Below are 18,086 nucleotides of genomic sequence, written 5' to 3'. Positions count from 1 at the left end.
TATCGAAACCACTTAATTAGCTTTGTGTCTATTTTATTTTTAAATTTAATGCTTCGTAAAACAATAAATATTTTTTTTGTGCTGTCAATATCTCAATGAACTCCATCAAACATAATAGCTAAAATCTTACTGCAAATCTTCACGACTTACTAACTGATCCTTTAACTTATTCGAAGAACTTTTGCCTCGTTAAACATATATCTGTTTTCCTAAGCGGCTGCAAATATACAACCCTTTTTCTTTAACCTCCTAACTTTTTATTAATAAAATCTAAACTAAATTGGAAGAACACCCATAACTAATTGTTATAAAGTATATTAAAATATATAAATAATAAAAAAAGTCAGTGGTTAGATTACTTTTCAATTAATTTGATAAACGTAACACTTTAGACTAATTAAATTTTAGGTAATACAAAAGTAAATTCAGTTCCTATATGATGCTTACTATACACCTCAATTGTTGAGTTATGCAATTCAATTATTTTTTTAACGATAGCTAACCCTAAACCAGCACCATCTTTGTTAAAACCTTCACTAGTTTGTTTAAATCTATCAAAAACAGAACTCTGCAATTCTGGAGCTATTCCTATACCTGAATCATTTACAGCTATTTTGCACCTTCCACTAGTATCGTCCAGTTTTAATTTAATGACTCCATTCTCAGGTGTAAATTTAAATGCATTATCTAGAAGATTTTGTAAAGCCCTTTCTATTAGACTAATATCAGCATACACCATTATATTTTTATTTTGATCTACGTCTAAAGACAGTTCTATACTTTTTTCTTTAGCAACTAATTGATACTTTAATACAAGGTCTAAACAAAGGTCTGTAATTGAAAACTTTTCCATCAAAGGTTCAATTTGTTTAGCTTCTAATTTACTGTACTCAAACAATTGCTCCACTAGCTTAGTCAACTTATCACTATTGGAACTAATTACGCCCAAATATCTTTGCGTTTCCTCTTTACCTAAAATCTCACTTTTTTCTTGTAGTGTTTCTGCATAACCTTTTAGAATTGCCAGCGGAGTCCGTAAATCATGAGAAACATTTGCAATAAGCTGCCTTCTCAATTCATCTACATTTTTTATCTCCTCCATATTTTCATTAATGGTATCTGCCATCTCATTAAAAGTGTGAGCAAAAACAGATATGTCCGTACTCTCAGGATCTTTGATGCGAGCATCAAGATCTCCTTCTTTAAACCTTCTAGCCACAAGAGTGATTTTTCTCAGATTTTTAGTCAAAAACCAGATAACACCGAGTCCTATCAATAGAGTAAAAACAGTAGTAAGCCCTATAGCCCCTAAACCGAAACTCTTAATGTATTTACTAAATATATTTGCACTTGCCGTTTGATAAGCTTCTCCCGATAGAATAATGTATATATAACCATTTCTAACTTTATTCTCAAAATGAGCTACCGAAAATATCTTTCTCTCATCAGGATCCCTAGGATCATCTCCTAAACAAAAGCCTTTACCTCCACTAGCCAATAGGTTTTTAATAGGTTTAGTATCTATATATCGAGACGGTTCCCCAGCATCATGGTCCAGTACGACAGAATAAAGTACCTCGCCATCCTCGCCTAACATATAAACTTCTATACTGCGGTTAATAGCCATCATATCATGCATTAAATCTCCAAAAACGGCTTTATTCACATTTCCATCTTCTAAAAAAGGCGGTGTCTCTTCTGTAAATTTCTCGTTAATGAGATGTTGAGCTAATGGAGAATTAATCTCTTGCTGAGTCGCTAAATGATGTTGATTAGAGTAATAATTAGTAATTAGAATATAGCAAATCGCCATCCCGACTATTAAAACACTAAGTGCAAACCATAGTTTAAATACTAATTTAGGCGTTAAAGTGGATTGTTTATTCATTATTATATTTCTTCATTAAAACGATAACCTATACCCCAAGTAGTTAATATATAAATAGGGTGAGACATATCTGGCTCTATTTTGGCCCTCAATCTATTCACATGAGAATTTACAGTATGCTCATAACCTGAGAAATTATAACCCCATATCACATCTAACAATTCCGATCTGGTATAACTTCTACCTGGGTGGCCTGCTAGGAGAACTAAAAGCTCAAATTCTTTTGGGGACAACTCTACTTTGTGACCATCCAGAGTTACACGTCTCATTTCTACATTAATTTTCAAATCTCCAAAGTCCATGTCTAATTCTCCTGTAGAACTTACCGCAGATTTTTCACTTCTTCTCATAACCGCCTTTGCACGAGCTTTTAACTCTCTTATTGAAAAGGGTTTAGTTATATAATCATCTGCACCTATTTCTAGGCCTAATACTTTATCTATCTCCTCACTTTTTGCAGTTACCATTATAACTGGTGTGTTTTTAGTTTTTCTGAGTTCCCTACATACTTCTACCCCATTGATAATAGGTATAGAAAGATCTAGCAAGATTAAATCGTAGTCTATTGCAAGAGCTTTTTCAAGTCCTGAACGCCCATCATTAACACTATCTACTGTAGCGTTAAGATCCTTCATATGTATTTCTAGTAATCCGACGATTTCTAAATCATCTTCAACAATAAGTATGCGATTTTCCATAATTCAAAACAAGTTAAAGTATATCACAAAATATTCACGAATTATTTTCAAAAGTTGAATTTATCGTTATATAATTGAGATAAAATAAGAGTTAGTTTGTACTGTAAAATTAAAACAAAATACATGAAAACTTACTTATCAATTGCAGCTCTTGCTGTTTTAGCCATTACAGGATGCTCAAACGACGATGATGCGGGCACTACTAATTTAAACAAAGATCTCACTTTAAACATCAACGGACTAGAAGATTTAGGTTCTGGATTTGCATATGAAGGTTGGGTTCTTGTAAACAATGTTCCAGTAACAACTGGTGTGTTTACAGTGGATGGAACTGGAAATTTAAGTCAAACTACTTTTCCTGTAGCTACAGAAACACTAGATGCTGCAACGGCATTTATTTTAACCATAGAACCTAGTCCAGACAACGATCCTGCACCAGCAGCTTCTAAATATCTAGCAGGAGCATTTAATAATAATGACGCCATTATATCGACTAACTTTGGTCCAGCACCTGGAGATTTCTCTACAGCAACTGGTTCTTTTTTCCTAAGAACACCTACAGATGAGCCTGCAGGTACTGCAAATAATGGTAACGACACTAATGGTGTATGGTTGGGTCTTCCTGGAATGCCACCTACTGCTGACGCGACATTACCTACTCTTCCTGCAGGATGGGTGTATGAAGGATGGGTTATAGGTGATGCAGGACCATTATCTACCGGTACTTTTACAGATTTCTCTGCAGTAGATTCAGGAAACATCTTTTCAGGAACTGAAAATAACGCAGGACCTCCTGTACCTGGAGAAGACTTCTTTAATAATCTACCAGCAGGTGAATCACTTCCTTTTAGTGTAGTAGGCCGTAATGTCGTGATTACTGTAGAGCCTGTTCCAGATAATTCTGCAGCGCCATTTACATTAAAACCTCTTGCAAAAATAGCAACAGCAGACACAGCACCTAATGCGCAAACATTTAATAACATATCTAGTAATTTCCCTACAGGAACAGTTTCTAGATAAAATTTTTGGTTGGTTAGTTAGTTTGAAAGCGCTCTATGTTAAAGTTCATAGAGCGTTTTCTTTTATAAAATGTTCAGTGTTTTTGGATTTTAATAGAATTCTATAAGCTAGAACATGACCTGTGACTAGTCTATCTTAATAATCGGACATGCGCTCCTCTCTCTTTTTCAACATATATGGATGTTTTAAATACGCTTTCGCGAAAGCGTATCCACTAGCATAATTCATTCTAAAATATTCTACTGCAATATGCGCCATAAATGCACTAATTGTTAACATGGCAAATAATGGAAATAGAGAAACAGTAACAAATCGAGAGACATACCAACTCGCGATAGAACCAAAAATCATACTAACAGCACCTACAAATGCACTGGCACTACCAGCACGTTGTGTAAACGGATTAAGAGCAAGAGCTGTAGCATTAGGATTTTGAAAACCTATCAACATCATCATTAAAAACAGAGTTGGGTAAACTACCCAAAATGCAGGTGTGAAATTCCAGACATAAATAAAACCGAAACTTGTAACTAAAACAAGTAACATGCTTATTACATAAGTAATTTGAAATGTAGTAAAACGCTTTAAAAACAAACGATTTAACTGACTGCCTATTATTAATCCTGCTGCGTTACTCCCAAAAATATAACCAAAACTCTCCTGACTCATCCCAAAATACTCCATGAAAATGAAGGGAGCCGCTGCTACATATCCTAACAATAAACCGATCACAAAACCTCGAGTGGTTGAGAATATAAAGAAGTCTCTATTTTTATAAATACCTATATATTGTCGTAAAACAGGTAATGGATGTAAACTAGTCTCTTTATTAGGAATAGAACTTTCTGGCAAAATGAAAAGCACATTAAACAACATTAATGTAGCAAAACCAGCCAATCCATAAAATATAATTTCCCAATGATAATTCTGAATAATAAAACCACCTATAGTCGGAGCGATGATAGGGGCAATACCCATAATGAGCATTAGTGTAGAAAGAACATCTGCTACTTTTTCTTTATCAAATAAATCCCTAACTATCGCTTTACTCGCCACCATACCTGCACAAGCTCCTAAAGATGTAAAAAATCTTAATGTAGCTAGAGAAGTAACATCCCATGCATAAGCACTCAAAAAACTGGTAAGTATATAAAGTAACAGCCCAAAGATTAATGGTTTTCTCCTGCCGTAACGATCCATTAATGGACCATAAGCTAGTTGCCCTATACCTATTCCTATAAAATAAGTAGTTAGCGTAATTCCTATATTGCTAGTATCTACATGAAAATCTCCAGCTATTTGTTTAAAAGCTGGTAAATAAGCATCTATAGAAAAAGGCCCTACTGCAATTAAAGTACCTAAAACCAGTATAATGCTCACACGGCGTCCTTTACTCATCTTATTCTTTTCTACCAGCTTCACTTTCATGACACAAAATTACATTTTCCTAATTCCTATGACCGATAATTCACAAAGCTTTACCATTTCATAACCTGTAGATATGTCGTATTTTAGTACCAAAATATTTTTAATGAAAAAACTTGTACTACTGGCATTACTTATAATAATTATTTCTAGCTGTAAACCAGACTCTAAACTCACTGTTAAGCCATCGCTAACTACCGTAGAAAAAATAGCACAGGAAGCTGGAATTAAAAATTGGGACAGTATATCACAAATAAAATTCACCTTTGAGGTAGGTAAAGCTGGTCGTGCATTGTACCAGCGTGACTGGTTATGGGATAAAAAAACAAATAACGTCACCCTTAAAACCAAAACTGATACGGTAACCTACAACCGTAATTCGGCAATGGATAGTATTCAGAAAAGTGCAGATCGTGCTTTTGTAAACGACGTATATTGGTTAATTCCAGAATTTAAATTCACTACAGATAAAGGCACAAAAATAATTGAAAAAACTAATGCTGTCGCACCTATTTCTAAGGACACCTTAGACATGTTTACCATCATATATAGTAGTGATGGTGGTTACACGCCAGGCGACGCTTATGACGTTTATTATGATCAGGATTACAAATTAAAAGAATGGACCTATCATCAAGGAAATGATACAACCGTTCATATGATGACTACTTTTGAAAAGTTTGAAACCTATAACGGCGTGACCATTGCGAGAGATCACCGCACACCAGATCGCATGACGAGCATTTATTTGAGAAACATAGAATTTATTAAATAATGGATTTTCAACCCACCAGAGATTTTGCAGTTCAATTAGATCGCGATGATGAATTATTTCGCTTTCGCGAAAGCTTCCATATCCCAAAACATACCGATGGAACCAACAGTATTTACCTATGTGGCAACTCACTGGGCTTGCAACCGCATCAGACCAAAACTTTTCTCAATCAAGAACTAGATGATTGGGCACAACTAGGCGTAGAAGGTCATTTTCATGCACAGCATCCCTGGATGCCTTATCATGAATTCTTGACTGAAACACAAGCACAAATTGTAGGTGCACTGCCACACGAGGTAGTCATCATGAATACACTTACTACTAACTTGCATCTTATGATGGTAAGTTTTTACCAGCCTAAAGGTAAACGTACCAAAATAATCATAGAAGCAGATGCTTTTCCTAGTGACCGCTATGCCGTTGCATCACAAGTACAGTTTCATGGCTACGATGATAAAGAACATATTATAGAATGGTCCCCACGTGATGGCGAGCACACACCACGACTAGAAGATTTAGAAAACTTGCTAAAAGAACAAGGTGATGAGATTGCCCTGATTATGGTAGGTGCGGTTAATTATTATACCGGACAGTTTTTTGATTTACAGAAAATCACAGAATTAGGACATAATGCTGGCGCGATGGTAGGATTTGACTGTGCGCACGGAGCAGGAAATGTAGATTTACAATTACACGATTCTGGGGCAGATTTTGCCGTGTGGTGTACTTATAAATATATGAACTCTGGTCCTGGTAGTTTAGGTGGCTGTTTTGTACATGAACGTCATGCAAGCAACTCAAAACTACCACGATTTACAGGCTGGTGGGGACACAATAAAGACACTAGATTTAAAATGCGTGACGACTTTGAACCTATGTATGGTGCCGAAGGTTGGCAACTTTCTAATCCGCCTATTTTAAGTATGGTAGCGATACGATCTAGTTTAGATTTATTTGCACAAGCAGGATTTGACAACTTGAGAAAAAAATCTATACAACTTACTAACTATCTAGAACACCTATTAAATAATCTAGAAGGCGACCGCATATCGATTATTACACCTAGTAACCCAAAAGATCGTGGATGTCAATTATCACTAGCTGTAAAACATGCCGATAAATCATTATTTGAGGCTATTACCGCAAAAGGAGTCATCGCAGACTGGCGCGAACCAGATGTGATTAGAATTGCGCCTGTACCATTATACAATAGTTTTGAAGATTGCTGGAGATTTGTGGAGGTTTTGAAGAATGAGATGTAATTTTAAGGAATGAGGAAATTTTCAAAAAATCAGTTTGAGCGATAGCCGAAAATGAGTTGTTTTCAAAATAACTTATTCAATTCTCGATCTAAATAGCCGGACTTCAGTAGACGTAATAAAAAAACACCGTAGATGACAGAATCATTTCAAAACGTCATATTTAAGTCTACCAGCAGTGAAGAAAACACTTAAGTCTAAGTACTTTGTACTAACTACTACATACCACATCCATGAAAACAAACAATAAACAAACAAATATCCTCATCACTGGCGCAGGACTTTGCGGTTCCTTATTAGGATTACGACTGGCGCAACGAGGATATCACGTAGATATACTAGAAAAACGGCCTGACATGCGCAAAGCTGCTGTAGATGGTGGGCGATCTATCAACCTAGCACTTTCTGATCGTGGTCTGGCTGCCTTAAAATTAGTTGGTCTAGAAGAAAAGGTCCGTGAGTTATGCATTCCTATGAATGGTAGATTAATTCACGATGTAGAAGGAAACACTTTTGCTTCTAACTACAGTGGCCGCGATGGAGAATACATCAATTCCATTTCTAGAGAAGAACTCAATAAACTCTTACTAGACGAAGCCGATAAATATGACAATGTTCAAATAGATTTTGATGATAAAGTTACAGCTGTTGATTTAGAAAAAGCTTCTGTTACTTATTATGATTCTGAAAATGATCAAGAAAAGGAATGGAAGGCAGATATCCTTCTAGGAACAGATGGTGCAGGATCTGTTATACGTAAAGCGATGATGAGCCAGCGAGATTATTTGTTTTCTCACAGTATGAATTGGTTACCCCATGGTTATAAAGAATTAAGAATACCACCTACTGAAGATGGACAGTGCCGCATAGAAAAGAATTTTCTACACATCTGGCCACGTGGTGGTTTTATGTTGATTGCCTTACCTAATCTAGACGGCAGTTTTACGCTTACCTTATTCATGGCATACGATGGTGATGGGCCATCGTTTAATAACATAAATACAGATCAAGAGATTAAAGACTTTTTCAACACATACTTTAATGATGTCGTGGAGCACATTCCAGATCTTATTGAACAATATAAAACCAACCCATCGCCACCATTAGGTACTGTGCGATGTTCTCCATGGACAGCAAAAGGCACGAGTCTTATTTTAGGCGATGCCGCGCATGCTATCGTACCTTTCTATGGACAGGGAATGAATGCGAGTTTTGAAGATGTGCTTGTCTTTGATAAAATGATTGATGCAAATAAAACTTGGGCAGATACATTCGATTCATTCTATAACACTAGAAAACCAGATGCAGATGCTATAGCAAATCTTGCTTTGGACAACTTTGTAGAGATGAGAGATAGCGTTGCAAACCCTAATTTTCAAATAAAACGTCAGATTGAGATGCGTTTAGAATCCGCTTTCGCGAAAGCGGAATACCAATCAAAATACTCACTAGTTACATTTCCCGAAAAAGGAATAGGGTATGAAGAGGCCATGCTTAAAGGACGTGCTCAAGACAAAGCAATCTTATGGTTGATAGAAAATGGAGATATAACCGTGAATGACGAATTAGAATCATTACTTACTAAAATCAATCGCAAGACCGAAGAAGTGTTGTGGTTGCGCAGATAAATAAAATCGAAAAAGTAGCCAACCTCAAAGGTCTCCAAGACCTTTGAATCAGGCTAGAATATAGATTAAGTAAAAACAGAACAATGGCAGTATTAAAAGACAAGGCGAGACCTAGAGGCAAGTATCCACATATAAAACGTGTGGGAGATTTTCTATTTGTATCTGGAACTAGTAGTCGTAGAAAAGACAACACTTTTGCTGGTGTAGAAGTAGATGAAATGGGAACGACTAATCTAGATATCAAAGCACAAACCGCCACGGTTCTAGAAAATATCGATTCAATTTTAAGAACAGAAGGTGCATCCTTAAAAGATGTGGTAGATGTGACTAGTTTCTTGGTTAATATGAACGATTTTGGAGGTTATAATGAAACTTATGGTCGGTTCTTTGATTATGACGGACCTACACGAACGACGGTTGCAGTACATCAATTACCACATCCACATTTATTAATTGAAATAAAGGCCATGGCTTATAAACCTATTTAGAGACAAACTACTTTTTTCTAGCGGTCTTATATCGATTCATATCCTATAAAAGTGTACCACATGAAATTGATTAAAGACACAAAAAAAGCCTGATCTTTAAAAGATCAGGCTTTTTAAATAATAGGAAAGGTTACTATCCTCCAAAATCGTCAAAACGAATATTCTCAGGATCTACACCAAAGTCTTCGGCCATTTTACCTACCGCATTATTCATCAATGGTGGTCCACAGAAATAAACTTCTAAATCTTCTGGAGCCTCATGTTTTGTCAAATATTGATCAATAACAACCTGATGAATAAATCCTACAAATCCATCTCCTTCTCCATGAATATCTTCTTTTACTTTCCAGTTATCCTCCTCTGCAGGCTCAGAAAGAGCTAGGTAGAATTTAAAGTTAGGAAATTCACGTTCTAGTGAGCGGAAGTGCTCGATATAAAACAATTCTCTCTTAGAACGTCCACCATACCAGTAAGTCACCTTACGGTTAGTCTTCAATGTTTTGAATAATTCATATAAGTGAGAACGCATAGGCGCCATTCCTGCTCCACCACCGACATAAAGCATTTCTGCCTCTGAATGATTGATGAAGAATTCTCCATAAGGTCCAGAAACAATTACTTTATCTCCCTTCTTTTGGTTAAAAATATAAGAACTTGCAACACCAGGATTAACATCCATCCATCCATTCTTTGCTCTATCCCATGGCGGCGTAGCGATACGTACATTAAGCATGATCTCGCGACCTTCTGCAGGGAAAGAAGCCATAGAATAGGCTCTTTCTACAGTTTCACTGTTTTTCATAACAAGCGGCCATAAGTTGAACTTATCCCATTCTGCCTGAAATTTATCTGGCGTTTCATGTTCCTCTGGGTGCGCAGTAATATCCATATCCTCAAAGCGTACTTCACACTTAGGGATTTCAATTTGAATATAACCACCAGCCTCATAATGCATATCTTCTGGGAGAAGTACTACAAATTCTTTAATGAAAGAGGCCACGTTATAATTACGGACAACCTCTGCTTCCCATTTCTTGATACCAAAAACTTCTTCTGGAATCTCGATCTTCATGTCTTGCTTTACTTTAACCTGACAACCTAATCTCCATCCAGCTGCGATTTCTTTTCTTGTAAAATGAGGCACCTCTGTAGGTAAGATAGAACCACCACCCTCAGAAACGATACATTTACACTGTACACAAGTACCACCACCACCACAAGCTGATGGTAAGAATAATTTATTGTCTCCTAGAGTACCTAGAAGAGTACTTCCAGATCCTGTGGTAATATCCTTTTCCCCATTTACATTAATGGTAACTGGTCCCGAAGGAAGTAACTTAGATTTTGCTCCTAAAAGGAGAGATACTAATAGTAAAGTAAGTGTTAAGAAAATAACTACACTTGCTAAAACTGTGATCATGTTTGAATCCATAACGTTGTTTTCTTTTTAAATTTCTATACCCATAAAACTCATAAACCCTAGAGCCATAAGTCCTGTGATAATAAATGTAATACCTAACCCTCGAAGCGGTGCTGGCACATTAGAATAAGTTATTTTCTCACGAATAGCAGCTATTGCAAGAATAGCGAGGAAAAATCCTATTCCACTTCCTACACCATAAGTCGCAGCTTCTGAAATTCCTGAAAAATCCTTTTGTTGCATAAATAAAGAGCCACCTAAAATAGCACAGTTTACCGCAATTAATGGAAGGAAGATACCCAAAGCTCCATACAATGCTGGAGCAAAACGCTCTACTACCATTTCAACTAATTGTACCATACTTGCAATAACAGCAATAAACATGATGAAACTAAGGAATGATAAATCTACGGAAGCATAGTCAGCTCCTAACCATTCTAAAGCACCAGGCTTTAATAAGTATGTATCTAACAAGAAGTTAATAGGTACCGTGATACCTAATACAAATACTACTGCAGCACCTAGACCGACTGCTGTCTTAACCGACTTTGAAACGGCCAAGTAAGAACACATACCTAAGAAATAGGCAAAAACCATGTTCTCAATAAAAATACTTTTTACGAAAAGGTTAATTAAATCCATTTGATTCTATTTCTTAAAATTAATTTTGTTCGATTAAAGATCTACTACGACTGCGTTGCACCCATATAATAAGCCCAACAGTTATCAATGCCATAGGTGATAACAACATTAATCCATTATTTGAATAACCAGCATCGTACCATGACTGCGGTATGATCTGATAACCTAATAATTTACCGAATCCTAAAAACTCTCTGAAAAAAGCTACAAGGATAAGTATAAAAGCATAACCTGCAGCGTTACCTATTCCATCAAGAAAAGATTTATATACACCATTACCTAGTGCAAATGCCTCTAGACGCCCCATCACAATACAGTTAGTAATAATTAGACCAACAAATACCGAGAGTTGCTTAGAAACATCATAAGCATAGGCCTTTAATATTTGGTCTACAAGAATTACTAAAGCGGCTACGACCACTAATTGAACAATAATTCTAATACGTGAAGGTATTAAATTACGTAATAATGATATAATCATATTACTAAATGCCATTACCGCCATTACCGCAAGAGACATAACAATTGCCGGCTCAAGTTTAACTGTAATTGCAAGTGCACTACATATTCCCAAAACTTGAACAGTTATAGGATTGTTATCAGTAAGTGGGTCAGAAAGTAGTTTTCTGTTCTTCTTACCTAAAAGACCTTCTCTCTCATCTGTATCAGATAAGAAAAGTATTAGATCTTCTTTTTTAGTTATTTTATTATTTTCAGCCATAATTGGTGATTTTTATCTCGCTTTTGCGAAAGCTTAACATCCTAATTAATTAGAAGCAACTTTAACGTTAGTCTTATTTTTAAAGTAAGGAAGGTAGTTTACCAGACGTTCTGAAATCATGTCAGTAACACCGTCACCTGTGATGGTAGCACCAGAAATAGCATCTACAGCATTATCGTCTTTATTATCTCCACCTTGGTATCCTTTTGCAACAGAAACACCTACAAACTCACCAGATGAATCCAATATTTTTTCATCATCAAATGCTTTTTTGAACCACATTTGAGTGATTTCGGCTCCTAATCCAGGAGTCTCACCTTTATGATCAAATACGGCACCTTTGATTGTGTTTACATCGTCTTTTAAAGCTACATAACCCCATATAGCGTCCCAAAGACCTTTACCTCTTAAAGGTACTATATAGTATTTTGATCCTTCTACATTTGCTACATAAAGCGGGAAAGATTGCTCAGCCACTGGCTTTTTCAATTCTTTTTTAAGATCAACATCAAAAGCATTAACCTCAGTTCTTTCATTCCCTTTGTTATCTAAAGCAATACGCTGCACGATATACTTCTCAAAAGGAATTTGAGCACTATCTCTTACTACCTCGATACCTACTGTACCGAGAATATTTTGCATTTTTTCATTTTTAACGTTTTCAGCTTGTGCTGGCTGTAACGAGGTAGCTGTTAATGCTAACGTACTTGCTACCACTGCAATAAGCAGTATCACAAATAAAAATGTATATGCATTTGAATTTCTATCCATTTCTAAGCTGTTTGAAGATTTGACTTTGCTTTTGCAAGGCGTTTTTTACGTTTATTGACGTTAGCTTGTATAACGTAATGATCTATGGTAGGAGCAAATACATTCATTAATAAAATGGCAAGCATAATTCCCTCAGGATATGCAGGATTAAATACACGTATCATAACACCAAAGAAACCACAAAGGAAACCATAAATCCACTTTCCTTTCATAGTTTGAGCGGCACTAACAGGATCAGTCGCCATAAACACAAGTCCGAAAGATAAACCACCTACTACTAAGTGCATATACCATTTAAATTCCATTAAGGCATTTAATCCAAAAGCATTAAATATGAGCCCCATAACTGCTGCCCCTACAAAACCGCTAAGAATAATTCTCCAACTACCTACTTTGGTAAGTATAAGAATAGCAGCACCTATTAGAACTGCTATGGTAGATGTTTCTGAAACAGAACCTGGAATAAATCCAGCAGCAGCGTCAAAGAAACTATAAGCAACAGACTTACCTTGTGCAAGAGTCCCCAAAATAGTCTCTCCAGAAATACCGTCTGTAGCACCTTGATGAACCCATATTGCATTACCAGACATATACAGTGGGTATGCAAAGAATGCAAACGCACGTGCTGTAAGTGCAGGATTCAAGATGTTCATTCCTGTACCACCGAATGCTTCTTTACCTATTAATACAGCAAAAGCAACTGAGATAGCAAGCATCCATAATGGAATATCTACAGGAAAAATCATAGGTATAAGTAAACCAGTTACTAGGTAACCCTCATTAACTTCATGACCTCTGTAGATCGCAAAAATAAATTCTATAGTAAGTCCTACTATATAACTTACTAATATAAGTGGCATTACTAAAATCGCCCCTTCTATAAAGGCATCCCAAAAAGGGACATCTGTGACATTATCTAATCCCATATCCTGATACAAGTATTGAGCACCTGTATTCCACATTCCAAAAAGAAGGGCTGGAATTAAAGCAAACACAACAGTAATCATTGTGCGCTTTAAATCTACCACGTCGCGTATATGCGCTCCTTTTTTAGTGGTGTGATTAGGAGTGTATAAAAAAGTATCAAAAGCATTAATCGCTGGAGCAAATTTTTCTAATTTTTGCCCAGGTTCAAATGGCTTTCTAGCTTGGTCTAATTTTTTTCTAACCCATTTCATAGTCTATCCTACTTCTGTTATCATTAAATCTAATCCTAGACGTATCACTTCTTGTGCCTCTAGTTTAGACGTATTTGTAAAATCAATAAGAGCAAAATCTTCTGGCGCTACTTCATAGATACCTAGATTTTCCATTTTCTCAATATCACCACTCATACAGGCTTTTATAAGCTGCAAAGGGTAAATATCCATCGGTAAAACTTCTTCCATTTCACCAGTCACTACTAGAGCTCTTTCTTCACCATTGAGGTTTGTATCCACTTTGCGCTTTCCTCCTAACAATCTTGAGAAAGAAGTACCAGCGTTAGACGGCACTTTATTACGTGTAAATGGCAACCAACCTAGTAAGGCATACTCATTACCTTCTGGGATAAGAGTTAAAGTGTTTTTATAGTAGTTAAGAAACTGATCACTCAACAATTTATCTCCAGTTAAAACATCACCAGAAATAATACGAGTATGATCTGTATCTATCGTTCCTACTATAGAACTTACGTTTGCACCGATTATAGTACGATAATATTTACGATCAGCCTCCTTTGCGTCTGTTCCTACTAGAGCAATAGTTCGCTCTGGCTTAAACTCACCTGTTAAGAAAAGGTTACCTATAGTTGCTACATCTTCAGCACCTAAAGTCCATACTCTATCTCCCATATTCACAGGATCTAATTTATGAATTTGCACTCCTACGTTTCCAGCAGGATGTGGACCTTTTACTTTATGAATATCGGCATCTTTGATATCCTTAAGAGCAGAATTTTTTCCCACACATAAATGTACCGCTCCAGAGGTCAACTTACTTAAAGCTGTGATTCCCGCTTGGAACGCTTCTTTCTTATCTTCAAGAATCACCTCAACATCACCGGCAAGAGGCGCTGTTGTATAGGCAGAAATAAAGATAGATTTAGGTGTATCTTCAGAGTTTGCGACGATACTATACGGTCGTTGTATAATAAACGGCCAGCAACCGCTTTCTAGAAGCAATTTGCGCACCTGGTCTGCGCTAGCAGAAGCAGGATCTACTTTACCGCGATTTACAGCGTCGTTAGTTCCATTTGCAGTAATTCTAACCTCAAGAATCCTTCTTTTAGCACCACGTAGAATCTCAGTAATCGTACCACTCACAGGAGCAGCAAACTTTACTTTTTCATCATATTTGGAATAAAATACGGTCTCCCCAGCCTTTACAGACGCTCCTTCCTTAAGCACAAGCTTAGGTACTACAGCGTGAAAATCAGCAGGTTTTATTGCATAAATAGAAGACTGTGGAGCAGTGACAATTTTCTTGTCAGCCTCACCTTTTAGCTTGAGATCAAGCCCTTTTCTTACTCTAATGTCCTTTGACATAGGATGTTATATTTAGTCTTTTTTTAAAGTTCGCAAATTTACGTAATAAAGCCTTTAAAACCGGTAGATATAACTATTTAGAAATAATCTAAATAATGAAAATCGCCCGTTTTGGCATCGCTTTCGCGTAAGCGTAACTACTACTAACAATTATGTTATATTTATCGCTTAGCGTAACACATTTATGAAGTCGTACATATTTCTTTTTATTACAGTTTTTATCTCCTTTTTTAAAGGCAACTCTCAAAGTGAAAAAGAACTACTCACTGACCCTGACTACATTAAGTCAGTAACTTTTAACAAACCGGCTGAAAATATGCTGCCTATTTTTAAATTAGGAGATGTTTTTCAAATCAGTTTTGACGACGTTATAGGTGATGAGGCAGATTATTATTATCAATTTGAGCATTACGATTATGACTGGAAACCAAGTAGATTATTTAAAAATGAATTTCTAAAAGGTATCGATGACATGCGTATTTTTAACTATCGCAATTCTTTTACTACCATACAACCCTATTCTCATTATGATCTTACGGTACCTAATCAGTTTACCAAAGGTTTTAAAGTGAGTGGTAATTACATGATCCATTTCTATAACGACGCCCACGAGCTTGTTTTTTCTAGGAAATTTATGATTCTAGATGAAAAAGCAACCGTAGGTGTAGAAATTAAACGTGCTAGAGATTTAAATTATGTTTTACACCAGCAAAGAGTGCAGTTCTTCATCGATTCTCAAGAAATAAACTTTATCAATCCAGACCAGCAATTAAAGACAGTTATTTTACAAAACAGTGATTTAAAGGCTGCGATAACTAATGTAAAACCACAGTTTAACCTAGGTAATAAACAGGTATATAAATATGATGAGGAGACTTCTTTCTGGGCAGGAAATGAATTTTTAAATTTTGAAAATAAAGATTTTAGATCTCCTAATGTTCAGATCGATTATGTACGCAAGGAAGACTTGTACAACGCTTATCTTTTTATAGATGCCGCACGTCGGGATACAGAGTACACTTATAATCCTGACATTAATGGTAACTACCTAGTAACAACATTAGATAATGAAGATAATGATATACAGGCAGAATATGTGAATATTCATTTTGCTCTAGACACACAAGGTATCGAGGTGCCGCCAGATGCAAAGATTTACATATTAGGTAACTATAACGCTTATCAATTACAGCCAGAAAACGAGGCTGTTTTAAATCCAAAAACAGGAAGATACGAGGCTGTTATTTTACTTAAACAAGGTTTTTACAATTACCGATACACGATAGTTTACAATGACGGTTCTCAAGACCCAGGATTTATAAGTGGTAACAAATGGCAAACAGAAAATCAATATTCTGTACTTGCTTATTATCGAGAACTAGGTGGTCGCTATGACCGTTTAATAGGAATAGGCGAAGCCAACTCGCAGAATATTACGAATTAATTACTTTTGCAATAGCTTTAAAACCAATCAATCAAATTTTAATGTTTCAGAAAATCTCTACACTGCTTGTCATCATCATGACCTGTCAACTTTCAATTGCTCAATCGTATCAAAGAAGAACTAGCGGTACGATAAAAAACAGCGATAAAAACCAAGATGCTATTGCAAAAGGCTTAGAAAAGGATGACGATTTCAATCGAATTATGTATGAAAACTTCCAATCTAAGGTAATTAAATATTTATCTGTAGAACAAGTTGAACAACTCAGAAAAAAAGCAGTTCAAGACACTGTAGTTGTTGCACTTTCTATTCACATTAATAAAAAAGGTAATCCTAGAAAAGCATTCTTAACTGACGCATTTTATAAAAAATTATTTTCAACACCTATAGCCGTTGAAGGAATAACATTAGAAAAATTTAAACCGAATAAAAGGGTTAAAAGAAAGTTTACTGACTATAATTATATCAATTATGATCTCCTCTACGTGTTGAAGGAAAGCGGAAATTTAGAACCTATTCCATTTGAAACAGTATACGATATACCACGAAGAAAGTTAATTAAAAATAATATCGATAGAATTAACTTAGTAACCACGAGTTCTAAAAACGATAACAATCCAGAAGTAGCATTTTACAATCATTTACAAGAAGAGTTATCTACAGCAATTATTAAATTAGGTAACGATGAGCTAAATACCAGTGCTATAAATAATGTTATCAATCTTCAACTTAATCTATACATGCATAAAGTAGACGGATTAGACACAACATTAACTAGAGCAGGCATTCTTAATTCAAATGATCCTCTGCATTCTATTGAAGACGCATTGCATCTAATGACATTTGAACCATTATTTAAAACAATCCCATCTAATCTAGATTACTACAGTTCTACCATAAATATTTTTTACAAATTAAGTTTTGACGATCAAGAAAAGCCTATTCTAACAAATTTACCCATTGAATTTAAACATGATTATTACAGTTATCAAATGACTACCAAACCAGTGGATAATCATAAAATAAGTCGTTATCCTAAACATCCTCATTGCGATGAATTTTCTGACGCCAAAGAAGCTAAAAAATGCTTGAGCAAAGAATTAAATATATTTATAAGTAAAAATTACATCATTAATCAACAAAACAATCAATCTATTAATGAAAATATGAGTTTTCAATTTTTCATTGATAAAAAAGGTGAAATAACAGTTATATCTGCTCATGGCTTCAAGAATGTAAAATTTGCTGAAGAAGCCATAAGAGTAATAAACGCTGTACCTGCTCTAACACCTGCTTTAAACTCAGACGGTGAATTAGTGAGAGTACATTTTGCTCTACCTGTAAAATTAAGAGTAGAGTAAACTAAGCGTTATAAAGACCAA

The 18,086-nt window shown here is 35.7% G+C and carries 16 protein-coding genes; 7 read left to right on the top strand and 9 right to left on the bottom strand.

Annotated features, from left to right (window positions below):
• Window positions 1–397: 397 nt before the first annotated feature.
• Both Q0838_RS12330 and Q0838_RS12325 read right to left on the bottom strand, forming a co-directional pair.
• A complete protein-coding gene (locus tag Q0838_RS12330; RefSeq protein WP_298955584.1) occupies window positions 398–1,888 on the bottom strand; it encodes a HAMP domain-containing sensor histidine kinase in 1,491 nt (496 codons plus the stop codon).
• A 2-nt stretch (window positions 1,889–1,890) separates the two neighbouring features.
• Window positions 1,891–2,586, bottom strand: a complete 696-nt coding sequence (locus tag Q0838_RS12325; protein WP_298955582.1) for a response regulator transcription factor — start codon at window positions 2,584–2,586, stop codon at window positions 1,891–1,893.
• Between the two features lie 123 nt (window positions 2,587–2,709).
• Between Q0838_RS12325 and Q0838_RS12320 the strand changes: the two genes are divergently transcribed.
• Window positions 2,710–3,606 carry a hypothetical protein gene (locus tag Q0838_RS12320; RefSeq protein WP_298955580.1) on the top strand — a complete coding sequence of 299 codons (897 nt, stop codon included), beginning with the start codon at window positions 2,710–2,712 and terminating at the stop codon, window positions 3,604–3,606.
• A 135-nt stretch (window positions 3,607–3,741) separates the two neighbouring features.
• On the opposite strand, the gene Q0838_RS12315 is transcribed toward Q0838_RS12320, so the two are convergent.
• Window positions 3,742–5,034 carry a multidrug effflux MFS transporter gene (locus Q0838_RS12315; protein ID WP_298955577.1) on the bottom strand — a complete coding sequence of 431 codons (1,293 nt, stop codon included), beginning with the start codon at window positions 5,032–5,034 and terminating at the stop codon, window positions 3,742–3,744.
• Window positions 5,035–5,137: 103 nt separating this feature from the next.
• On the opposite strand from Q0838_RS12315, the gene Q0838_RS12310 reads away from it, so the two are divergent.
• From Q0838_RS12310 to Q0838_RS12295, 4 genes are all read left to right on the top strand, one after another.
• On the top strand, window positions 5,138–5,806 hold the full coding sequence (locus tag Q0838_RS12310) for a selenophosphate synthetase (RefSeq protein WP_298955574.1): 669 nt from the start codon (window positions 5,138–5,140) through the stop codon (window positions 5,804–5,806).
• Window positions 5,806–7,068 carry a kynureninase gene (kynU, locus tag Q0838_RS12305; RefSeq protein WP_298955572.1) on the top strand — a complete coding sequence of 421 codons (1,263 nt, stop codon included), beginning with the start codon at window positions 5,806–5,808 and terminating at the stop codon, window positions 7,066–7,068. The genes Q0838_RS12310 and kynU overlap by 1 nt, the downstream gene beginning before the upstream one ends.
• A gap of 230 nt (window positions 7,069–7,298) precedes the next feature.
• Window positions 7,299–8,693, top strand: coding sequence for an NAD(P)/FAD-dependent oxidoreductase (locus Q0838_RS12300; protein WP_298955569.1), 1,395 nt, complete (start codon window positions 7,299–7,301; stop codon window positions 8,691–8,693).
• 83 nt (window positions 8,694–8,776) lie between these two features.
• Window positions 8,777–9,181 (top strand): RidA family protein, encoded by a 405-nt coding sequence (locus Q0838_RS12295; RefSeq protein WP_298955566.1) that lies wholly within the window; start codon window positions 8,777–8,779, stop codon window positions 9,179–9,181.
• 133 nt (window positions 9,182–9,314) lie between these two features.
• On the opposite strand, the gene nqrF is transcribed toward Q0838_RS12295, so the two are convergent.
• The 6 genes from nqrF to Q0838_RS12265 are packed head-to-tail and all read right to left on the bottom strand — an operon-like array spanning window position 9,315 to window position 15,260.
• A complete protein-coding gene (gene nqrF, locus Q0838_RS12290; RefSeq protein ID WP_298955587.1) occupies window positions 9,315–10,601 on the bottom strand; it encodes an NADH:ubiquinone reductase (Na(+)-transporting) subunit F in 1,287 nt (428 codons plus the stop codon).
• 27 nt (window positions 10,602–10,628) lie between these two features.
• A complete protein-coding gene (nqrE, locus tag Q0838_RS12285; RefSeq protein WP_298955563.1) occupies window positions 10,629–11,243 on the bottom strand; it encodes an NADH:ubiquinone reductase (Na(+)-transporting) subunit E in 615 nt (204 codons plus the stop codon).
• 19 nt (window positions 11,244–11,262) lie between these two features.
• Window positions 11,263–11,964, bottom strand: coding sequence for an NADH:ubiquinone reductase (Na(+)-transporting) subunit D (locus Q0838_RS12280; protein WP_298955560.1), 702 nt, complete (start codon window positions 11,962–11,964; stop codon window positions 11,263–11,265).
• 45 nt (window positions 11,965–12,009) lie between these two features.
• Entirely contained in the window at window positions 12,010–12,735 is a 726-nt protein-coding gene (nqrC, locus tag Q0838_RS12275) for an NADH:ubiquinone reductase (Na(+)-transporting) subunit C (protein WP_298955557.1), read from the bottom strand.
• Window positions 12,736–12,737: 2 nt separating this feature from the next.
• Window positions 12,738–13,913, bottom strand: a complete 1,176-nt coding sequence (locus Q0838_RS12270; protein WP_298955554.1) for an NADH:ubiquinone reductase (Na(+)-transporting) subunit B — start codon at window positions 13,911–13,913, stop codon at window positions 12,738–12,740.
• Window positions 13,914–13,916: 3 nt separating this feature from the next.
• A complete protein-coding gene (locus Q0838_RS12265; protein ID WP_298955551.1) occupies window positions 13,917–15,260 on the bottom strand; it encodes a Na(+)-translocating NADH-quinone reductase subunit A in 1,344 nt (447 codons plus the stop codon).
• 184 nt (window positions 15,261–15,444) lie between these two features.
• Between Q0838_RS12265 and Q0838_RS12260 the strand changes: the two genes are divergently transcribed.
• Window positions 15,445–16,704 (top strand): DUF5103 domain-containing protein, encoded by a 1,260-nt coding sequence (locus Q0838_RS12260; RefSeq protein WP_298955548.1) that lies wholly within the window; start codon window positions 15,445–15,447, stop codon window positions 16,702–16,704.
• 41 nt (window positions 16,705–16,745) lie between these two features.
• Window positions 16,746–18,065 carry a hypothetical protein gene (locus Q0838_RS12255; RefSeq protein ID WP_298955545.1) on the top strand — a complete coding sequence of 440 codons (1,320 nt, stop codon included), beginning with the start codon at window positions 16,746–16,748 and terminating at the stop codon, window positions 18,063–18,065.
• The last annotated feature ends 21 nt before the right edge of the window (window positions 18,066–18,086 follow it).

It is taken from the genome of uncultured Nonlabens sp., from assembly GCF_947495285.1.
Taxonomy (GTDB): Bacteria; Bacteroidota; Bacteroidia; order Flavobacteriales; family Flavobacteriaceae; genus Nonlabens.
This window is presented reverse-complemented; position numbering and strand designations above follow the sequence as displayed.